The organism is Roseovarius conchicola (assembly GCF_041403425.1).
Lineage (GTDB): Bacteria > Pseudomonadota > Alphaproteobacteria > Rhodobacterales > Rhodobacteraceae > Roseovarius > Roseovarius conchicola.
In genome coordinates, this window is sequence record NZ_JBGEHK010000001.1 from 520,811 (window position 1) to 539,436 (window position 18,626).

20 protein-coding genes are annotated in these 18,626 nt (G+C 58.8%); 8 read left to right on the forward strand and 12 right to left on the reverse strand.

The genetic code is table 11. The features are described 5' to 3' along the window. The first annotated feature begins 81 nt into the window (after window positions 1-81). From V6N02_RS02395 to V6N02_RS02405, 3 genes are read left to right on the forward strand one after another with little or no spacing between them, the layout of a single operon-like run. Window positions 82-717 carry a DUF6778 family protein gene (locus tag V6N02_RS02395; protein ID WP_371223886.1) on the forward strand — a complete coding sequence of 212 codons (636 nt, stop codon included), beginning with the start codon at window positions 82-84 and terminating at the stop codon, window positions 715-717. A 60-nt stretch (window positions 718-777) separates the two neighbouring features. Then, window positions 778-1,974, forward strand: coding sequence for an RSP_2647 family RNA methyltransferase (locus V6N02_RS02400; protein WP_371223887.1), 1,197 nt, complete (start codon window positions 778-780; stop codon window positions 1,972-1,974). Then, window positions 1,971-2,519 carry an RSP_2648 family PIN domain-containing protein gene (locus V6N02_RS02405; protein WP_371223888.1) on the forward strand — a complete coding sequence of 183 codons (549 nt, stop codon included), beginning with the start codon at window positions 1,971-1,973 and terminating at the stop codon, window positions 2,517-2,519. Before V6N02_RS02400 ends, V6N02_RS02405 begins: the two co-directional genes overlap by 4 nt. A gap of 48 nt (window positions 2,520-2,567) precedes the next feature. Here V6N02_RS02405 and V6N02_RS02410 read toward each other — a convergent pair whose 3' ends face one another. Then, window positions 2,568-3,617, reverse strand: a complete 1,050-nt coding sequence (locus V6N02_RS02410) for a cytochrome-c peroxidase (protein ID WP_371223889.1) — start codon at window positions 3,615-3,617, stop codon at window positions 2,568-2,570. A 176-nt stretch (window positions 3,618-3,793) separates the two neighbouring features. Continuing rightward, entirely contained in the window at window positions 3,794-4,480 is a 687-nt protein-coding gene (locus tag V6N02_RS02415) for a M48 family metallopeptidase (protein WP_371223890.1), read from the reverse strand. 278 nt (window positions 4,481-4,758) lie between these two features. Here V6N02_RS02415 and rsgA point away from each other — a divergent pair, with 278 nt between their 5' ends. After that, the gene (gene rsgA, locus V6N02_RS02420; protein ID WP_371223891.1) at window positions 4,759-5,853 is read left to right on the forward strand and encodes a ribosome small subunit-dependent GTPase A; all 1,095 of its coding nucleotides are present in this window, start codon (window positions 4,759-4,761) and stop codon (window positions 5,851-5,853) included. A 3-nt stretch (window positions 5,854-5,856) separates the two neighbouring features. On the opposite strand, the gene V6N02_RS02425 is transcribed toward rsgA, so the two are convergent. Next, window positions 5,857-6,810: a radical SAM protein gene (locus V6N02_RS02425; RefSeq protein WP_371223892.1), complete on the reverse strand. Its 954-nt coding sequence runs from the start codon at window positions 6,808-6,810 to the stop codon at window positions 5,857-5,859. A gap of 144 nt (window positions 6,811-6,954) precedes the next feature. Between V6N02_RS02425 and zwf the strand changes: the two genes are divergently transcribed. From zwf to pgi, 3 genes are read left to right on the forward strand one after another with little or no spacing between them, the layout of a single operon-like run. Then, window positions 6,955-8,406, forward strand: coding sequence for a glucose-6-phosphate dehydrogenase (gene zwf, locus V6N02_RS02430; protein WP_371223893.1), 1,452 nt, complete (start codon window positions 6,955-6,957; stop codon window positions 8,404-8,406). Then, window positions 8,403-9,077 carry a 6-phosphogluconolactonase gene (gene pgl / locus V6N02_RS02435; RefSeq protein ID WP_371223894.1) on the forward strand — a complete coding sequence of 225 codons (675 nt, stop codon included), beginning with the start codon at window positions 8,403-8,405 and terminating at the stop codon, window positions 9,075-9,077. The genes zwf and pgl overlap by 4 nt, the downstream gene beginning before the upstream one ends. 5 nt (window positions 9,078-9,082) lie before the next feature. Continuing rightward, window positions 9,083-10,672, forward strand: coding sequence for a glucose-6-phosphate isomerase (gene pgi, locus V6N02_RS02440; protein WP_371223895.1), 1,590 nt, complete (start codon window positions 9,083-9,085; stop codon window positions 10,670-10,672). On the opposite strand, the gene V6N02_RS02445 is transcribed toward pgi, so the two are convergent. Then, complete coding sequence (locus tag V6N02_RS02445) at window positions 10,669-11,097, reverse strand: cupin domain-containing protein (protein ID WP_371223896.1); 429 nt, start codon at window positions 11,095-11,097, stop codon at window positions 10,669-10,671. The two genes, pgi and V6N02_RS02445, sit on opposite strands and share 4 nt — an antisense overlap. Before the next feature lie 203 nt (window positions 11,098-11,300). On the opposite strand from V6N02_RS02445, the gene V6N02_RS02450 reads away from it, so the two are divergent. Continuing rightward, complete coding sequence (locus V6N02_RS02450) at window positions 11,301-11,576, forward strand: glycine zipper 2TM domain-containing protein (RefSeq protein ID WP_371223897.1); 276 nt, start codon at window positions 11,301-11,303, stop codon at window positions 11,574-11,576. A 336-nt stretch (window positions 11,577-11,912) separates the two neighbouring features. Here the strand turns inward: V6N02_RS02450 and eno are convergent, their stop codons facing one another. The 8 genes from eno to V6N02_RS02490 all read right to left on the reverse strand — a co-directional run bounded on the left by eno (window position 11,913) and on the right by V6N02_RS02490 (window position 18,592). Continuing rightward, window positions 11,913-13,190, reverse strand: coding sequence for a phosphopyruvate hydratase (gene eno / locus V6N02_RS02455; RefSeq protein WP_371223898.1), 1,278 nt, complete (start codon window positions 13,188-13,190; stop codon window positions 11,913-11,915). Window positions 13,191-13,209: 19 nt separating this feature from the next. Then, a complete protein-coding gene (locus tag V6N02_RS02460; RefSeq protein ID WP_371223899.1) occupies window positions 13,210-14,124 on the reverse strand; it encodes a DMT family transporter in 915 nt (304 codons plus the stop codon). Further along, a complete protein-coding gene (locus V6N02_RS02465) occupies window positions 14,125-14,538 on the reverse strand; it encodes a Fur family transcriptional regulator (RefSeq protein WP_371223900.1) in 414 nt (137 codons plus the stop codon). A gap of 81 nt (window positions 14,539-14,619) precedes the next feature. Next, window positions 14,620-15,084, reverse strand: a complete 465-nt coding sequence (locus V6N02_RS02470) for a GNAT family N-acetyltransferase (RefSeq protein WP_371223901.1) — start codon at window positions 15,082-15,084, stop codon at window positions 14,620-14,622. 55 nt (window positions 15,085-15,139) lie between these two features. Continuing rightward, the gene (locus tag V6N02_RS02475; protein WP_371223902.1) at window positions 15,140-16,444 is read right to left on the reverse strand and encodes a branched-chain amino acid ABC transporter permease; all 1,305 of its coding nucleotides are present in this window, start codon (window positions 16,442-16,444) and stop codon (window positions 15,140-15,142) included. Continuing rightward, on the reverse strand, window positions 16,441-17,451 hold the full coding sequence (locus V6N02_RS02480) for a branched-chain amino acid ABC transporter permease (RefSeq protein WP_371223903.1): 1,011 nt from the start codon (window positions 17,449-17,451) through the stop codon (window positions 16,441-16,443). The genes V6N02_RS02475 and V6N02_RS02480 overlap by 4 nt, the downstream gene beginning before the upstream one ends. Beyond that, window positions 17,451-17,879 (reverse strand): hypothetical protein, encoded by a 429-nt coding sequence (locus tag V6N02_RS02485; RefSeq protein ID WP_371223904.1) that lies wholly within the window; start codon window positions 17,877-17,879, stop codon window positions 17,451-17,453. The genes V6N02_RS02480 and V6N02_RS02485 overlap by 1 nt, the downstream gene beginning before the upstream one ends. Then, a complete protein-coding gene (locus tag V6N02_RS02490; protein ID WP_371223905.1) occupies window positions 17,879-18,592 on the reverse strand; it encodes an ABC transporter ATP-binding protein in 714 nt (237 codons plus the stop codon). The genes V6N02_RS02485 and V6N02_RS02490 overlap by 1 nt, the downstream gene beginning before the upstream one ends. Window positions 18,593-18,626: the final 34 nt, after the last annotated feature.

Consider the following 18,626-nt stretch of genomic DNA (forward strand, 5'->3'; position numbering starts at 1 on the left):
ACCGGAATTGTCCAAAATACGCCTCAATTCAGGATCAAATTGTCTTCAAATGTGAGGGGTAAAAAGCCCCAGGAGGATAATATGAAACTGATCCGTATTCTTGCCGCTGTGGCTTTGACCGCCTCTGTGTCGGCCTGCGCAACGGTCGAAACCGCAACCCGTGCTGCGCCGTTGGAAGCGCAGGCTGCCCAACCCACGCCAGTGTCGCTGAACGTGCAGGGCATCAGCGTTGCGGTGCCTCAATCGCTGAAAGTGTCCGAGGCAAACCTCTATTATCCCAGTGGTGACATCGTCTGGCGCGAAGACCCCGCCGGAGACCGCCATGCCCAGGTCGAGGCCATTTTTGAGGCCGGTCTGCGCAAAGGGCTGAGCGGGATGACCGAAGGGGCCGTCCCGGTGCGCGTTGAAGTTCAGGTCACACGGTTCCATGCGCTGACCGAAAAAGCTCGTTACACCGTCGGCGGAGTGCACTCGGTGCAGTTCATGATGCGGCTGGTGAACCCTGAAACCGGCATCGCCTATACCGAGCCGCGCCTGATCAAGGCAGACTTCAAGGCCTATGGTGGGGCCAAGGCGATCGAGGCCGAGCGTGCAGGCATCACTCAGAAAGTGCGCATCACCGACCGTATCGCCGAGGTGATCCAGCAAGAACTGCTGGCACCCGGGTCGTTCAAAGCGGCCAACAACGGATTGATCGGAGCGATCAATCAACTCTGAGATGACCCGCCATACGCTTTGAACTTTCAAGGCAAGGCCAAACATTCTAAAGGGGACGGCATGACGCTGTCCCCTTTTCCAATTGTTCGCCTCAAACCCAAAGCCAATGTACGCGCCATCCGCCACGGTGCGCCTTGGGTCTATGACAATGAGGTCGTCACCGACCGGCGCACCAAGGCGCTGAACCCCGGTACGATTGCATTGCTTGAGGATGCCTACCGAACGCCACTGGCCCTGATTGGTGTCAATCCGGCTTCGCGCATCTTTGGCCGCGTGCTGGAGCGGGACATCGGCGCGACGATTGATCAGGCATGGTTTGAGGCGCGGTTTGAACGTGCACTCGCCTTGCGTGCACGGCTTTACGACACCCCGTTTTATCGCCTTGTCCATGCCGAGGCCGACGGGCTGCCCGGCGTGGTGATTGATCGGTTCGGGGATACAGCAGTAATCCAACCCAACGCCGCTTGGGCCGATGTGTTATTGCCTGAATTGGTCGCGGCCCTGCAGGCTGTGACGGGCGTGTCTCACGTGTTGAAAAATGCAGGTGGACGCGCACGTGGCCTGGAAGGTCTGGATGACGAGAACGCTGTTTTGGCAGGGCAGGCGCCCGAGGCACCGCTGCCTGTGCCGATGAACGGTGCGACCTATATGGCTGATCTGACGGGCGGTCAGAAAACGGGCTTGTTCTATGACCAGCGTCCCAACCATGCCTTTGCCGCCGGGCTGGCAAAAGACGCGCGCGTGCTGGACGTGTTCAGCCATGTCGGGGGATTTGCGCTGGCCGCGTTGGCCGGGGGCGCGCGCGAGGCTTTGGCGGTGGACGGCTCGGACGCGGCACTAACCCTTGCAAGCGAGGGCGCACGCCAGGGCGGTTTGCAGGACCGTTTTTCCACCCGTAAAGGCGATGCTTTTGATGTGCTGACCGCCTTGGGTGAAGAAGGGGCGCAGTTCGATTTGGTGATCTGCGACCCCCCGGCCTTTGCCCCATCGAAAAAGGCTTTGGATGCTGGTCTGCGTGCCTATGAACGTGTCGCGCGTCTGGCCGCGCCTTTGGTGGCAGATGGTGGGTATCTGGGCTTGTGTTCCTGCTCGCACGCTGCCGATCTGGCCAAGTTTCGCAGCGCGAGCATTCGTGGCATCGGGCGGGCAGGGCGTACAAGCCAGTTGATCCATACAGGGCAGGCGGGTCCCGATCATCCCTTGCACCCCAACCTGGCCGAAAGCGGTTACCTCAAGGCGCTGTTTTTCCGCCTATGAAGGTGTTGATCGACACTTGCGTGATTTACCCAACGGTGATGCGTCAGATGGTTCTGGGCGTGGCAGGGCAGGGGGTGTTTACCCCGCTGTGGTCAGCGCGGATCATCGAAGAATGGCAACGCGCGGCGCAAAAACTGGGACCCGAGGGCGTGGCGGAGGCAGGGGCCGAGGCCGCGCTTTTGTCTGTCCGCTGGCCTGAGGCTGAAATCGCTTGGCCCCCGTCGCTCGAGGCACGGCTTTGGCTGCCGGATCCGGCAGATGTGCATGTTCTGGCCGCCGCGATTGCAGGCTCGGCCGACCTGATCCTGACGCTGAATGCCAAGGATTTTCCGCGCAATATCCTGGCAGAAGAGGGTCTTAGCCGGACTGATCCTGATGGGTTCTTGCGTGGGGTTTGGGAGGCGCAACCCGATCTGGTGACCAAGGTTGCCGAGGATGTTCTGGCAGACGCCAATCGCTTGTCTGGTCAGGCGTGGGAGATGCGTAGCCTGATGAAAAAAGCGCGCCTGCCGCGATTGGGCAAGGCGCTTTCGCAATCCCTTTAGGGATGGTATCCGCGGACCGCGTATCCTGGCGGCCCGCGGAACTTGGGTTTATTGTGGCAAAACCTCCTGTGTGGGTCGCGGTGTGGTCGCGGTTTCAGCGGGCAGGATCGGATAGGTCACCTCGGGGACGGTGCCGGTCAGACTGTCCAGAAAGGCAACCACCTGGTCTGCTTGCGCATCGCTGATTTCCTCACCCAGCTGCGACTCGGCCATGATCTGCACAGCCACCTTGAGATCCCAAACCTTGCCCGAATGGAAATAGGGGGCGGTCACCGCGATATTGCGCAGCGGTGAGGCGCGGAACACGTACTCGTCACTGATCGTCTCGGTCACGGCGAAGCGCCCCTTGTCGCCAACCGGCAGAACATCGGCCCCCGGTTTTTCGATCAGGCCAAAGGGATAATACCCATGCCCGCCGATATTGACCCCGGAGTGGCAACTGGCGCAGCCTATGTCGATGAAGGTTTCAAGCCCGGCCAGCTGGTCGTCGGACATCGCATTGTCATCCCCGTTCAACCATGCATCAAAGGGGGCAGGGGTGATCAACGTGGCTTCGAACGCCTCGATCGCCTTGGCGAAATTGTCGAAGGTGACAGGGGCCTCTTCGTCGGGAAAGGCGGCTTTAAACCAATCCACATATTGCGGCATCGAGTTCAGTGTCGCCAGCACGTTGTCCGGCGTGTTGGCCATTTCAACGCCGGCTTGTACGGGGCCTTTGGCTTGTTCTGCCAGATCGGCAGCCCGCCCGTCCCAGAACTGTGCCTCGTTGAAGACTGAGTTCAGAACCGTCGGCGCATTGCGCGGCCCGCGTTGCCAACCATGGCCAATCGAGGTTTCAAGATTGTCGTCTCCGCCAGTGGCCAGATTGTGGCAGGAGTTGCAGGAAAAGACACCCGAGGCTGACATCCTCGGATCAAAGAAAAGTCCTTTGCCCAGTTCAACTTTTTCCGGCGTGATGGGGTTATCGGCCACCGCTGGTACGGTAGACGGCAGGGCCTGAAAGAGCTCCTTGGCCTGCTCGCGCAGTTCTGCCGCGTTGGCCCCGGTTGCGGCGAGGGCAAGGATTGCAGTTTGTGTGATGAAGGTTTTGAGAGGCATTATGATCTCCAGATGTGATCGTCGCGCATCTGGAGTCTACATGGCATGAAAACACGGGCTCACTGATTTAGATCAATTCTAAGGTAGAATCGTTCTAATTTTTTTAGATTTAATTTCAGACTATTATGCAGGTAGCGGTAACAGAACTCGCCAGCCCTCGATCAAGGACTGCGGGCCTAGGTGTTGCTCCACCGGCCATCCAGTTTTTGAATGGCGGCGATCCGTTCGGCGGTCTTGGGATGGCTCATCAGCCAGGCCGGCATGGCCCCTCCGCGGGACTTCGTCAACGCCTCCAGCTTTTCAAAAAGGGATATCTGCGGCCCCACGCCGATCCCCGCTCTGGTCAGCAGGGCGGCGGCGTATTCATCGGCCTCGTACTCGTCCCCGCGCGACAGGCGGGCGGCCAGAAGCGAGGCCAGACCGTTGGCGATCATCACGCCCACACCGGGCAGAAACCGGCTGAACAGCATGATCATTGCCGTGCGCAGGGCGTTTTGTCCCGAAAAATCAATCATCCGACGACGGGCATGCCCCAGGGCTACATGGCCCAACTCGTGCGCGATGACTGAGGCCATTTCATCCGCCGTCACTTCGCCATTCTGGAACTTGCGATAAAACCCGCGGGTGATGAAGATGCGGCCATCCGGAGCGGCGAGGCCGTTCACCGGGTCGATCTCGTAGATATGCACGCGCACGCGCGGGATATCCAAGGCGCGTGCCAGCTTGTCGGTCATCACCTTCAGCATCGGATCGGCCAGTTCGGTCGACTGGGCGTCCAGTTCGCGCTTGGTGCGCCAGACCGAGAAGCGATACATGACCACCGCGTAAAGGATGGCCAGCAGAATGGGGGCGACTTTCAACATAGGCAATATATGGGGCCGGGGCAGCAAGGCGGCAAGACGTATTCAAGGGTGGGCGGGTTGAAAACGCGGCGCGGCAGGATTACTATGGTCAGCCTCTGAAATGGAGCTTTTATGTCCCGGTAAGGTGGGGAGGCACACGTCCTCCCGATGCATATTCAAAACAGGTGAAACTCTGCCAAACCCGGTTTGGCGGGTCTGTTGATCTGCACTTTCAAACGACTTCCGACCCTTTTCGGCCCGGGCGTTGCCTGCGGTCATGACATGAAAGCGATCCGCTGATGACACGCGACTATTCCAAATTTATGCCACCCAGTATGACGGATGGTATCCCTGAACGACACCTTTCGCCCCTCGACATATTGGGATGGCAGAGCCATTTCGCCCAGCAAACCGATGTTGAGGCTTTAACCACCACACCTCCGGCGCGCGTTGTCGAGGTGCATCGCAATGGCTTGCGCGTGATGGGTGACGGTATCGATGAAACCCTGCCACCATTGGCGGATGTGACCGTAGGCGATTGGGTTCTCTTGAACAACGATTCCCCGTCCGCGAGCCAGGTTCTGGAACGCAAAAGTCTGATCAAGCGCCGTGCGCCGGGGCATGACCGACAGGTCCAACTGATCGCGGCCAATATCGACACGGCGTTTATCGTGACCTCATGCAATGCCGATTTCAATGTCGCGCGTCTGGAGCGCTATATTGCCTTGGCGTTCGAGGCCGAGATTGCGCCAGTGATCCTGTTGACCAAGATCGATCTATGCGCCGATGCACAACACTATGTGGATCAGGCGTGCGCCATTTCCGAGCTGGTGCCCGTCGTGACGCTGGATGCGCGGGGCGAAGAACCGCGTTCAAAGCTGGCCGAGTGGTGCAAACCGGGTAAGACCGTTGCTTTTCTGGGGTCGTCCGGGGTCGGAAAATCGACGCTGACCAATGCTTTATCCGGAACGCAGGAGATTGAAACACAATCCATTCGCGAGGATGATGCCAAGGGGCGTCACACCACGACACGGCGGCAGTTGCATATTGTGCCGGGGGGATGTCTTGTGTTGGACACGCCGGGCATGCGCGAATTGCAATTGACCGATGCGGCATCAGGCATCGGCGATCTGTTCGCTGATCTTCAATCGCTCGCAGGGCACTGCAAGTTCAACGACTGCCAACACGACACCGAACCGGGATGCGCTGTTCTGGGGGCGTTGGAGAACGGAGAGATTGACGCTGTCCGGCTGGCCCGGTGGCGCAAACTGGTGGCCGAGGATGCGTTTAATTCCTCTACGCTGGCTGAGCGTAGAGGTAAGGACAAAGCCTTTGGCAAGATTGTCCGACAGGTCACCAAGCAGAAGGCCAAGCGCAAGTGGGGGAAGGGCTAGACGTCAGGCCGAGCAGGATGCCCCGCCCAGCACACAAAACTTGGCACAATGCGGATGGTTGAGCGGCACGTCCCGCTCGGCCTGTTCCAGCGTGGTGCCAAGTTCAAATTCACGGTCATAGGGCAGCAACGTACAGGCCAGCACGGCCGGCTTGTCTGCGCCCTTGCGCTTGACCACCATGCGAGAGGACGAACACATCACCGCGTCGGGCGATTTGCCCAGGATGTCCCAACAGGCGGTGGTGATTTCCGGCACCTCGACGCTCTCATCCATTTCCGGGAAAAGAACCGTCATTCCAGGATTATGCGCATCTATCTTAAAGTTGTAAGATTGGTAAAGCGCCTCATAGCCTGCGCGCCCGTCCGCCTCGGATTCGCCCCAGACGGTGCGGCCAGCGACGGCCATGCGAATACCGGCGTCGCGCAGCCATTCCATACCTTCCATGGTTCGCGCAAAGGCGCCCTTGCCACGCTCTTCGTCATGCAGGACTTCTGACCAGTGATCGACGGAAACGCGCAGGGTCAGCTTGTCGCCGTAGGTGTCTACCAGCTCCAACAGCCCTTGTTGCACGTGCTTGCGCATCATCGGACGCATGGCGTTGGTCAGGATCAGGACATCATAATCACGTTCCAGCGCTGCGCGGGCCATCTCGATCATTTGGGGATTCATGAAAGGCTCGCCGCCGGTAAAGGCGATTTCATGGATCGGCCACTGGCGTTCATCAATCTGGTCCAGGTAGTCGCGCACTTCGTCGGCGGTGATATAGACCAGCCGATCGTTCTCGGGCGAACTTTCGATATAGCAATTGGCGCAGGTGATGTTGCACAGGGTGCCGGTGTTGAACCACAAGGTCTCCGGATGGCTGAGAGCCACTGTCGCGCGGGTCTCACCCTTGGCGGTGACATGAGGGTTTTGAAACTTGCCGGCATTGGCCTGTTCTGCGGCAACGTCTTTCATCGGATCGTCCTTTATGGTCCTAAACTCTGACCTAACGGCTTGCCCGCGATAAGAAAACCCGCGCACCGGACGCTGACGCCATTGTGAACGCCTACCAGCGTGATAGACTCGGTCTGTTAGTCCCTCACGGGCAGGAGCAAGACCATGGTTTCGCGTATCATTCCGGTTGAACCCTTTGATCTGGTGATCATTGGCGGTACCGGCGATCTGGCCCGCCGCAAGATATTGCCAGCCCTGTTTCGCCGGTTCTGCGCGGGACAGATGGGTGAGGGCAGCCAGGTGATTGGCGCCGCGCGCAACGAGATGAACGAGGCCGCGTATCGGAAGATGGTAACCGAAGCGATTGCCGAATTCGGCGGCGCGGAAAAGGCCGATGCAGCCAATTTGAAGTCTTTCCTGAAAATGATCAGCTACATCACGTTAGATGCCAAGGGCACCACGGGGTGGGAAAAACTGGCAAGCCGGATCAATGCGGACCGGGTTTGTGCGTTTTACTTCTCGGTTGGTCCCAGCTTGTTTGGGGATCTGGCCAAACGCCTGCACAAACATGGCATGTCCGATGACAGTTGTCGGATCGTGGTGGAAAAGCCCTTTGGCCGCGATCTGGAGTCGGCGCGCGCCCTGAACACTGCGCTGGCGAAACATTTCGACGAAAGCCAGATTTACCGGATCGACCATTACCTGGGCAAGGAAACCGTACAGAACCTGATGGCTGTGCGGTTTGGCAACATGTTATTCGAGCCGCTTTGGAACAGCCAGTACGTGGATCATATTCAGATTACCGTGGCCGAGGATGTGGGGGTAGAGGGGCGTGGAGAGTATTACGACCGCTCGGGCGCGATGCGCGACATGGTGCAGAACCACCTGATGCAGCTGTTATGCCTGATCGCGATGGAACCCCCGGCAAAATTCGACCCCGATTCCGTGCGCGACGAAAAGCTGAAAGTCATCCGCGCACTTGATCCGATCACGCCGGATCAGATCGTACGCGGCCAATACGAGGCAACGGAGACGCGCGCCAGCTATCGCAAACAGGTGGAAAACCGTGACAGCACGACCGAAAGCTTCGTGGCTTTGAAGGTTAAGATCAGCAATTGGCGGTGGGCCGGTACGCCGTTCTACTTGCGGACCGGCAAACGGTTGCGCGAACGTGCCAGCGAAATTGCCGTGGTATTCAAAGAGGCCCCCCACAATATTTTTGGCGAAGAAGCCGGGCGGCATCCGAACATCCTGACCATCAAACTGCAGCCCAATGAGGGGATCGTGATGGGCGTGACCATCAAGGAACCCGGACCGGGCGGTATGCGCCTGATCGACGTGCCACTGGATATGACCTTTGCCGAGGCTTTGGGTCCGGATCAGGCCGATTTCCCCGATGCTTATGAGCGCCTGATCATGGATGTGATCCGGGGCAATCAAACCCTGTTCATGCGTGGTGACGAGGTGGAAGCCGCCTGGGCCTGGACCGATCCGATCATTGCGGGTTTTGGCGAAAACCATCCGCCCCTGGCCTATGCCACGGGCAGTTCCGGCCCGGATGAAGCGCTTGCGCTGACCCACCGTGATGGCCGCAGTTGGAGGGAGATCAAAGCATGACCTTTACCGAATATGCTGACGCTGAGATGCTGGCAATCAACGTAGCCAACAAGTTGGCAGGCGAATTGACGATGGCGCTCGACCATGAAGAACGTGTGTTGTTCGTCGTCCCGGGCGGCTCAACGCCAGGCCCCGTTTTCGATGCGCTTTGCGATGCCGATCTCGATTGGGCGCGGGTCGATGTGTTGCTGAGTGATGAACGCTGGGTGCCCGAGGTGCATGTGCGCTCGAACACCAAGTTGATCCGGCAACGCCTGTTGGTTGGCCGCGCCGCGGCGGCGCGCTATCTGCCGCTTTATGCCAAGGCCGAGGAACCCGAGAAGGTGCTGGCCGAGTTGGAGTCCAACATTGTTCCCAGTCTGCCGGTCTCGGTCTGCTTGCTTGGGATGGGTAGCGACATGCATACCGCATCGCTTTTTCCCAAGGCTGACAAGCTGGGCGAGGCGCTGGATCGCCATGCGCCGGTACTGGTACCCATGCGCGCGCCCGGCGAGCCGGAGCCGCGTGTGACCCTCTCCGCCCGGGTGCTGCGTGAAGCGATGAGTCTGCATATCGTGATCACGGGGGCGGCCAAACGCGCCGCCGTGGAGCGCGCACGCGGGCTTCCGGAAGATCAGGCACCTGTCCGTGCGGTATTGGATGACGCAATCGTGCATTGGGCGGCGGAATAACTCCGATGTGGGAGGACCTGAAAGCCCTCGCCAAGGCGCAGCCGGATATCCTGTCCATGTTTGACGATGGTGCCCGTGCGCAGAATTTTTCGATCCGCTTTGACGGGATGCTATTCGATTACTCCAAGACCCGGCTGACGGCACCCGCACGGGATGCGCTTCTGACCTTGGCCAAAACGCGGGGCGTGGCCGAGCGGCGCGATGCCATGTTTGCCGGTGGGATCATCAACGAAACCGAGGGGCGCGCGGTTTTGCACACGGCTCTGCGCAATCTGTCGGGCGACCCGGTTATGGTTGATGGTGCAGACGTCATGCCTGATGTGCTGGCCACACTCGGCAGGATGGAGAGGTTTGCGGAGGGTGTTCGAAGCGGTCAAATCAAAGGGCAGGGAGGGGCAATCACTGATGTGCTGAATATCGGTATTGGTGGCTCGCATCTTGGGCCCGAAATGGCGACGCTGGCGTTGTCGCCCTATCACGATGGACCGCGCTGTCATTTCGTTTCAAATGTCGATGGCGCAGATATTTCTGATACGCTTCAGGGGCTTGATCCGGCGACAACCTTGATCATCGTTGCCTCGAAAAGCTTTACGACGATCGAGACCACGACCAATGCCGAAACCGCACGCGGCTGGATGTCCAAATCGGTCAGTGATCCCGGTGCGCAATTCGTAGCCCTGTCCACCGCTGAAGATAAGACGGGCAAGTTCGGTATTCCGCCCGAGCAGGTTTTTGGCTTCGAGGATTGGGTCGGTGGGCGCTATTCGATCTGGGGGCCGATTGGCCTGAGCCTGATGATTGCCATCGGGCCGCGCGCGTTCCGCGATTTCCTGAGTGGAGGCGAGGCGATGGATACGCATTTTCGCACCGCTGATCTGGCCCGGAATATGCCGGTGATGCTGGCGTTGGTGGGGCTGTGGCATCATCAGGTCTGCGGCCACGGCACCCGCGCGGTCTTGCCTTACGATCAGCGTCTTTCGCGACTGGCGGCATATTTTCAACAGCTGGAAATGGAAAGCAACGGCAAGGGTGTGACGATGGAAGGTGCACCGGTCACGGCAAGTGGCCCCGTCGTCTGGGGCGAGCCGGGCACCAACGGGCAACACGCATTTTACCAGTTGATCCATCAGGGCACTCAGGTGGTTCCTTGCGAATTCATGGTGGCAGCCAAGGGCCATGAACCTGATCTGGTGCATCACCACCGCCTTCTGGTGGCCAATTGCCTGGCGCAATCCGAAGCCTTGATGCGCGGGCGTTCGCTGGCCGAGGCGCGGGAATTGATGGCCGAAAAAGGCTTTGAAGGACCGGAGTTAGAACGTCAGGCTGCGCATCGAGTGTTCCCGGGCGACCGACCTTCGACCACCTTGATCTATGATCAACTGACGCCTTATCGGCTGGGCCAGATCATCGCGCTTTATGAGCATCGGGTGTTTGTCGAAGGCGTGATCCTGGGCATCAATTCGTTCGATCAATGGGGCGTGGAACTTGGCAAGAAACTGGCGGTGGAGTTGGAGCCAGTTCTGAGCGGTGAGATCGACGGCGCAGACAAAGACGGCTCCACCCGGCAATTGGTGGCCTTCGCGCGCGGTGATTAAGCCTGCGGGATGTCGAACCCCGGTTCGGCCAACACAAAGCTTTCAAACTGAAATCCGGGCGACACGGTACAGCCCACAAGCGTCCAATCCCCGGTACAACGCGCCTTTTGCCAATGCCCAGCAGGCACGATCACTTGCGGACACTGATTGGCAGACAGGTCAGGACCCAAGAGATGATCCTGCGCCGGACCTTCATCGGTTTCAGAAAGTGACAGCACCAATGGGTCACCGGCATAGAAATGCCAGATCTCTGCGGCATCCACCTTGTGCCAATGATTGTTTTCCGCGCCTTTGAGCAGAAAACAAATCGCAGTTCCGGCAGGTCGTCCCGGTCCTTCGGCACGCCATGTTTCGACGTAGTGTCCGCCTTCGGGATGGGGCTGAAGCCCGAGTTTGGAGATGATTTGATCGGCGGTCTGCGTCATGACGGGGTTGTGCCATGTGGTGCGCCTAGGTGCAATCTTGGCAAGTCTTTGCCTAGGCTGAAATCTTGGCGGAACGAGGCCGACAACAGCCCCTCGAACGGGCAGGTCCCCGCCGCTTCAGAGCCTTCTTTGTAGAATCAGGTCATCTTGGCGCGGGGGGCTGATTAACTCTGCCATCTGACCCTTATCGGAAAGGATGTGTCATGAGACATTGGGTATTGGCGACGATTTGTGCAGCGCCGCTGGCGATGGCGGGCTGCGAAAACCTGACCAGCGAACAACGCACCGTTGCGGGTGTGGCCGGAGGCGCGGCGGCTGGCTTGCTCACGGCTGAGGCGCTTGGCGCCGATAGTGAATGGCGCCTGATTTCGGCGCTTGCGGGTGCTGCGGCAGGCACGGTTGTGGCGCAAAATCAGAATCGAACCGTTTGTGCCTATGCGCGCGGGGACGGCACCTATTATGAAGCACCGTGCCCGTGAAGTACGATGAAACTAAGTAAGAAGAGGCCGCCGAACTTCTGGTTCGACGGCCTGCCTGCGCGCGATCAGACGGCTGGTACACAGTCAAAGTCAGCAGCGCTGATATCCTTCACTGGGTCCTCGGCTGTACACTCTTCGCCCGATACGGGATAAGTTCCGTCCGGCGCGCAAGCCGCGAGAAAGAGCGCAGCGATACCAACCATCAACAATCTGAAGTAACTTGACATGTCCATCCTCCGGATATCGCGACCCGAAATGGATCGCTTCCGGGGGAAGAGTAGGTCACAGAAGTCTGCATCGATTGATGCGCGTCAAATCCGGGGGAATGACTTTGCGTCACTTCCGCAGGATCGATTTGCCCGCATAAATAGCCGTGTCACCCAGCACCTCTTCGATGCGGATCAATTGGTTGTATTTCGCCAACCGGTCCGAGCGCGCGAGTGAGCCGGTCTTGATCTGTCCGCAATTGGTGGCCACCGCCAGATCGGCAATGGTGCTGTCTTCCGTTTCGCCCGAACGGTGTGACATGACGTTGGTCATCCGTGCGCGATGCGCCATGTCGACTGCTGTAAGAGTTTCTGTCAAGCTGCCGATTTGATTGACTTTTACCAACATGGAGTTGGCGGCTTTCCGGCTGATCCCCTCGGCTAGGCGCTCGGGGTTGGTGACAAACAGGTCATCGCCCACCAGCTGTACCTTGTCGCCCAGTGCCTCGGTCAGGGCGATCCAGCCGTCCCAGTCATCCTCGGACATGCCGTCTTCGATCGAAATGATCGGGTAGTCGTTCACCAGCGCTTCCAGGTAGGAGACATTTTCGTCTGAACTCAGGGTTTTCCCTTCTCCGGCGAAGACATACTTGCCGTCCTTGAAGTACTCCGTCGCCGCGCAGTCGAGGGCCAGATAAATCTCTTCGCCCGGCTTGTACCCGGCCTTCTCAATCGACTTAAGAACAAAATCCAACGCCTCGCGGGTTGAAGCGATATTGGGGGCAAAGCCGCCTTCGTCGCCGATGCCGGTCGACAGGCCCGCTGCGGTCAGTTCTTTTTTCAGCGTGTGGAACACCTCGGCTCCCATGCGCACCGCATCCCGGATGTTGCCCGCACTGACCGGCATGATCATGAATTCCTGAATATCAATAGGATTATCAGCGTGTTCGCCGCCATTGATGATGTTCATCATAGGAACGGGCAACACCCGTGCTGAGCTGCCGCCGACGTACCGAAACAAGGGTTGTGTGGTGAAATCAGCAGCGGCCTTGGCTGTGGCAAGTGATACACCGAGGATTGCGTTGGCCCCAAGGCGGGCCTTGTTGGGGGTGCCGTCCAGCTCGATCATGGTCGCGTCAATGGCGACCTGCTCGGTTGCGTCAAAACCCACCAGCGTGTCGGCAATCTCGCCATTCACTGCTGCGACAGCTTCCAGCACGCCTTTGCCCATATACCGTGCCTTGTCACCATCGCGACGCTCAACTGCCTCGTAAGCCCCGGTAGAGGCCCCCGACGGCACCGCCGCACGGCCTATTGTGCCGTCTTCCAGAATCACATCGACCTCGACCGTGGGGTTCCCCCGGCTGTCCAGGATTTCGCGGGCGTGAATGTCGATGATCGTACTCATGAGAGGCGTCCTTCGGGCGTTAGGGATTGGTTGGGCTTTCCTTTACCTGCTTGGGCGCTGAATGCAACTGTGCGCAGGCCAGTTTGCGCTCGCGCAGGACCGTGTAAAGCCCGGTGGCGATGATCAGGCATGCCCCAAACAAGGTTAACGCGTCGGGGCGTTCGTTGAACACCAACACGCCAGCGATGATCGAAAAGAGTAGGCGCGTGTAGCGGAACGGCGTAACCACCGCTGCCTCGCCGATGCGCATGCCAGCGACAATGCCGTAATAGCCAATGGCACTAAAGGTCAGTGCGCCAATGATCATGGCGATCTCTCCGCTGCTCATCGGATGCATCTGCCCGCCGGTGGCCAACAGCAGCAGAGGTCCGGCCACAACCAGTGATGAAAACGCCTGAAACGAAACCACCGTGCTGTCTACGGCCGCGTCGATCCGCCGCGTGATCAGATCGCGTGCGGCGACGAACAGAACGGCGACGACCACCAATAGGGCCTCCGGTTCAAACCCGGCCAGACCAGGCCGGATGATCAACAACACACCTAGGAAGCCAACCAGAATGGCGCTCCAACGGCGCCAGCCGACCTCTTCGCCAAGAAAAAGTGCTGCACCTAAGGTAATCGCCAACGGTGTGGCCTGAAACACTGCCGCCACGACCGAGATATCGACCAGCGACAGGGACGTGGCAAAGGCCATGGCGGCGCAAGCCTCGGCCAGCATCCGCCAGATAAACGGGCCGCGCCAGGCTTCGGGTGCAAACAGACGCTTGCGCCGCAGCAGGGCGGCCACTGCAAAGATCGCGGTACTGCCAAGCCCGATCAGCAGTAGGATCTGCCCCACCGCAATGGTGCCCGACAATTGCTTGATGAACACATCCTCGACTGTGAAGGCGAACATCGCGAGAAGGATGAACAGGATACCGCGCAGATTGTCCAATCAGTCGCCCTTCTTGGGCACGCCATAAAGCTCAAGCCGGTGCCCGATCAGCCGATATCCCAGCTTTTCGGCGATCTTGTCTTGCAGCGCTTCGATCTCGGCATCGACAAACTCGATCACTTCGCCTGAATTCATGTCGATCAGGTGATCGTGGTGATCCCGCTCGGCATCCTCGTATCGCGCGCGACCATCACCAAATTCCAGCTTATCGAGGATTCCAGCCTCTTCAAACAGTTTGACGGTGCGATAGACAGTTGCGATCGAGATGTTGGGATCGCGCTCGGAGGCGCGTGTATGCAGCAGTTCGACATCCGGATGATCGTCGGACTCTTCCAGCACGCTCGCAATCGTGCGGCGCTGGCCGGTCATGCGCAGGCCTTTGGCCTCGCAGCGATCTGTGATGGTGTCGGGCATGGGGGCCACTTTCGTATTCCTCTGGGCCGATTGGATAGCGGACATAGGGCAGGGATGCCACCGTTTTTGACAATACTTTAATCAGCCTGGGCGTGCCGGGATGCGTCGTTTCTGAAAGCCGGTCTTGGACTGTTCAAAGCCGCAACTCTCGTAAAACGACAGTACACCACTGCTCTGTGCTCCGGCCAAAAGCATCACCTTGTAGCAGCCGTGGTCCCACGCTCGTTGTGTTGCGGCCTCGAGTACCTTTCTTGCGAGACCCCGACGTCGAAAACCGGCGTGGGTGACGACGTTTTCAATCAGAGCATAGGGGGTGCCTGCGCGGGTGAGGTTGGGAATAATGATGACTGCACAGGAAGAGACAAGCATATCGTCAATCTTGCCCAGCACAATGGCGCTGCCGGGATATCGCAGGAACGTGTCGAAGGAAGCGCGGGCGGTAGTTAATGCGCAGGGCGGTTCTTCGGGCGACAGATGGGTGTAAAGCTCTAGCAGCTTTTCAAGGTCATTCTCGGTCGCAATCTGGGTTGTCGCGGAAGGGCTCATTCTTCCAGCATGGCCCGAACCACACAGGGCGTGCAATGACTGCTTTGGCTTGTGTCTACCTCTCGGGGATCAATCCCCGCGGGCTGAACCGCAGCACCAGCAGCAGAATCAATCCCATGGTCAGCAGCCGCATATGCGCCACACTGTCCAGAAGATGCAGCTTAAGCGCGCTGCCATCGGCCAGAGGGGTCGTGATCACCTGCATCAGCCACAGACCCATCGGTTCAACCTGTACCCAGAAAAACCAGATCAGGAAGCCGCCCAGAACGGCGCCCAGATTGTTACCCGATCCGCCGACGATCACCATCACCCAGATCAGGAAGGTAAAACGCAGCGGTTGGTAGGAGGTGGGCGTCAACTGACCGTCCAGCGTGGTCATCATCGCGCCTGCAATCCCGCAGACCGCCGAGCCGAGGATGAAGATCTGCAGATGGCGTGTTTTTACATCCTTGCCCATTGCCTCGGCTGCCACTTCATTATCGCGAATGGCGCGCATCATCCGCCCCCAGGGGCTGTTCAGCGCCAGTTGCGCCAGTGCGAGGATCAGGATCAATACAGCGGCGAACAGCAATGAGTACCCCAGCTTTACCGTCAGCGATGAGGCCGTCACGGGATCAAGACCAAGTCCTGCGACCCGCTCGACGAACCCGGGATCATTTTGCAGATCAACCTCATAAGGAACCGGGCGCGGCAGGCCGTTGACGTTCTTAACACCGCGCGCCAGCCAGTCCTCGTTTTTCAGCACAGCCAGGATGATCTCGGCGATGCCCAGCGTGGCGATAGCCAGATAATCGCTGCGCAGCCCAAGCGCGGCCTTACCAATGATCCACGCGGCCCCGGCGGCCAACAATCCGCCTACGGGCCAGGCCAACAGGATCGGCAGGCCCATGCCGCCCAGATATCCGGTGCCAGCGGGATTGACGGCCTCAACCGCCTGAACGCCAGGATCAAACACCCAGCGGAAGGCAAAGAAACCACCCACGAGGATGACCAACACCACGAGGGTGCGCATCCGCGACTTGGGCAGGGATTTCAGCGCAAAGCCTGCGGCGATGATCACCGCCGCGCCCGAGGCCAGCCCGACCAATACACGCGCGCCCCCTGCGGCCCACGCCTCGGTTGTCGGAGGCATCGAAACCAACACGGCGGCCAGCCCACCGAGCGCGACAAAGCCCATGACGCCGACATTGAACAAACCCGCAAAGCCCCATTGCAGGTTCACCCCAAGGGCCATGATCGCGGAAATCAGACCCATGTTCAGGATCAACAACGCCGTATTCCAGCTTTGCATCACGCCCGTGGCGATGATCAGCGCAGCGACCAGCGCAAACAGCGCAGTATTCTTCAGCACAGGGTTCATACCGCTTTCCCCCGGAACAGGCCCGTCGGGCGGAACAGCAATACAATCAGCAGGATCACAAAGCTGACGGCGAATTTGTAATCGGTGCTGAGCAGTTGAACGAGGCCCGAGGGCTCAAGGCTCTCAGGCATCAGGTAGACCAGCACCTTTTTCCATGCATAGGTGATCGTGACCTCGGAAAAAGCGATGACAAACCCGCCTGCAATAGCTCCCAGCGGATTGCCAAGGCCGCCAACAATGGCACTGGCAAAGATCGGCAGCAGCAGTTGGAAATAGGTGAAAGGTTTGAAGCTTTTGTCGAGGCCATAAAGCACGCCCGCCACGGTGGCGAGCGCGGCCACGATCAGCCAGGTCACGACTACCACACGATCCGGGTTGATGCCCGAAAGAAGCGCCAGATCCTCGTTATCCGAATAGGCCCGCATGGACTTTCCGGTGCGGGTCCGATTGAGGAACCAGAACAACAAGGCGACGACAATCACAGCCGTTATCACGGTGATCCCTTGGCTGGTCTTGATCGCCAGCCCCTCGCGCAGGCCGGTCATTTCCCGGAAGGTGCGGACCGAAACGATGAAGCGCTCTCCATCCGCAAAGCGTTGATCGCCCGGGCCGATGATGAACCGCACAAGCCCGTTCATGATGAACATGACCCCAATCGAGACGATCACAAGGATTACCGGCTTGGCCTTTTGATCACGATAAAACCGATAGACGGCGCGGTCGGTGAACAACACCAGCAACACGGTGCAGGCAATGCCAAAGGGCAGGGCCAGCAGGGCGGTCGGAAGGGGGCCAAGGCTGATCCCCATGGACTGGAACCACCAGGTAAACAGGATTGTCGCCATCGCCCCAAAGGCCATCGTGTCGCCATGAGCAAAGTTGGAGAACCTTAAGATACCGTAGATCAGCGTGACCCCCAGCGCCCCCAGCGCCAGTTGACTGCCATAGGCCATGGCGGGAATCAGCACGAAATTGGAAAGCGCGACAATGGCGTTAAGAAAATCCATTAATACGCTCCGATTGCACTGCAAACGATTTTTATGAAGGTGTCGGCTACCACGAATGTTCCGCCTCTGCGTTGGACAGTCAGTAAATCAAAGCCCACGGCATCTGATACTTCATGGTTTGGGATGATTATCCGATGAAAACTAACTTCTTGCCCAGAAGACACAAACTGTTTGGCATTATCGATATCGTCGAAGTAACCAGTGCGGATTTGCAGGTCTTCATTTTTGGACATCATTAGGTAGTTTTCTCCGGCTTCCACTATTTTCATCTCGAAAAGCGGCAGGTGAATCGGAATACATATGCCCTCATCATTACATGCAGCATAAACGGTGCATCGAGCTGGAAAGCCGCCTTGGTAAAAACTGGCCCAAGCGCAGACCGGCAACAGTGTCAAACTCAACACCAAAATGGTTCTGAGAATGCCCATTATCCCCCCAGAAAACTCTTGCGCACGTCGGGATCGGCCAGCAACTCCTTGCCCGATCCGGTATGTGCGTTGCGGCCCTGTACCAGAACATATCCTTTGTCTGCAATTTCAAGGGCTTGTCGGGCGTTCTGCTCGACCATCAGGATGGAAATGCCAGTGCGGGCCACCTCGATGATGCGATCAAACAGCTCGTCCATGACGATGGGGCTGACCCCGGCGGTGGGCTCATCCAGCATGAGAACAGAGGGTTGGGTCATCAGAGCGCGACCCACGGCCACCTGCTGGCGTTGCCCGCCGGACAGTTCGCCCGCCGCCTGATATCGCTTGTCCCGCAGGATCGGGAACAGGGCATAAACCTGCTCCATCGTGTGCGAGATGTCGTCGGTGCGAATAAATGCGCCCATCTCAAGGTTTTCCTCGACCGTCATCGAGGTGAAGATGTTGTTGGTCTGGGGCACGAACCCCATGCCCTTGGTTACGCGGTCCTGTGGCGACAGAGCGATGATATCCTGCCCATCCAGCCGGACAGCGCCCTGGCGGACGTCCAGCATACCAAACACAGCGCGCATGGCGGTGGATTTCCCGGCCCCGTTAGGCCCAACAATCACGGCAATCTCGCCCTTATCCACCGCAATCGTACACTCGTGCAGAATATCAGGGCCTTTGCCATAGCCACCCGTCATCGTATCGCCGATCAGGAAAGGCTCAGCCATGGGGCACCTCTTGGCCCAGGGCCATCGGGAGAGG

Excerpts from the sequence above, each read along its gene's own strand:
- V6N02_RS02415 (WP_371223890.1), bottom strand. The coding sequence starts at position 4,480 with ATGTTGAAAGTCGCCCCCATTCTGCTGGCCATCCTTTACGCGGTGGTC.
- V6N02_RS02425 (WP_371223892.1), bottom strand. The coding sequence starts at position 6,810 with ATGAAAGACGTTGCCGCAGAACAGGCCAATGCCGGCAAGTTTCAAAAC.
- V6N02_RS02485 (WP_371223904.1), bottom strand. The coding sequence starts at position 17,879 with ATGGGCATTCTCAGAACCATTTTGGTGTTGAGTTTGACACTGTTGCCG.
- V6N02_RS02470 (WP_371223901.1), bottom strand. The coding sequence starts at position 15,084 with ATGAGCCCTTCCGCGACAACCCAGATTGCGACCGAGAATGACCTTGAA.
- pgi (WP_371223895.1), top strand. The coding sequence starts at position 9,083 with ATGTGGGAGGACCTGAAAGCCCTCGCCAAGGCGCAGCCGGATATCCTG.
- V6N02_RS02405 (WP_371223888.1), top strand. The coding sequence starts at position 1,971 with ATGAAGGTGTTGATCGACACTTGCGTGATTTACCCAACGGTGATGCGT.
- V6N02_RS02410 (WP_371223889.1), bottom strand. The coding sequence starts at position 3,617 with ATGCCTCTCAAAACCTTCATCACACAAACTGCAATCCTTGCCCTCGCC.
- V6N02_RS02395 (WP_371223886.1), top strand. The coding sequence starts at position 82 with ATGAAACTGATCCGTATTCTTGCCGCTGTGGCTTTGACCGCCTCTGTG.
- zwf (WP_371223893.1), top strand. The coding sequence starts at position 6,955 with ATGGTTTCGCGTATCATTCCGGTTGAACCCTTTGATCTGGTGATCATT.
- V6N02_RS02465 (WP_371223900.1), bottom strand. The coding sequence starts at position 14,538 with ATGCCCGACACCATCACAGATCGCTGCGAGGCCAAAGGCCTGCGCATG.
- eno (WP_371223898.1), bottom strand. The coding sequence starts at position 13,190 with ATGAGTACGATCATCGACATTCACGCCCGCGAAATCCTGGACAGCCGG.
- rsgA (WP_371223891.1), top strand. The coding sequence starts at position 4,759 with ATGACACGCGACTATTCCAAATTTATGCCACCCAGTATGACGGATGGT.
- V6N02_RS02400 (WP_371223887.1), top strand. The coding sequence starts at position 778 with ATGACGCTGTCCCCTTTTCCAATTGTTCGCCTCAAACCCAAAGCCAAT.
- V6N02_RS02450 (WP_371223897.1), top strand. The coding sequence starts at position 11,301 with ATGAGACATTGGGTATTGGCGACGATTTGTGCAGCGCCGCTGGCGATG.
- V6N02_RS02490 (WP_371223905.1), bottom strand. The coding sequence starts at position 18,592 with ATGGCTGAGCCTTTCCTGATCGGCGATACGATGACGGGTGGCTATGGC.
- V6N02_RS02480 (WP_371223903.1), bottom strand. The coding sequence starts at position 17,451 with ATGGATTTTCTTAACGCCATTGTCGCGCTTTCCAATTTCGTGCTGATT.
- V6N02_RS02475 (WP_371223902.1), bottom strand. The coding sequence starts at position 16,444 with ATGAACCCTGTGCTGAAGAATACTGCGCTGTTTGCGCTGGTCGCTGCG.
- V6N02_RS02445 (WP_371223896.1), bottom strand. The coding sequence starts at position 11,097 with ATGACGCAGACCGCCGATCAAATCATCTCCAAACTCGGGCTTCAGCCC.
- pgl (WP_371223894.1), top strand. The coding sequence starts at position 8,403 with ATGACCTTTACCGAATATGCTGACGCTGAGATGCTGGCAATCAACGTA.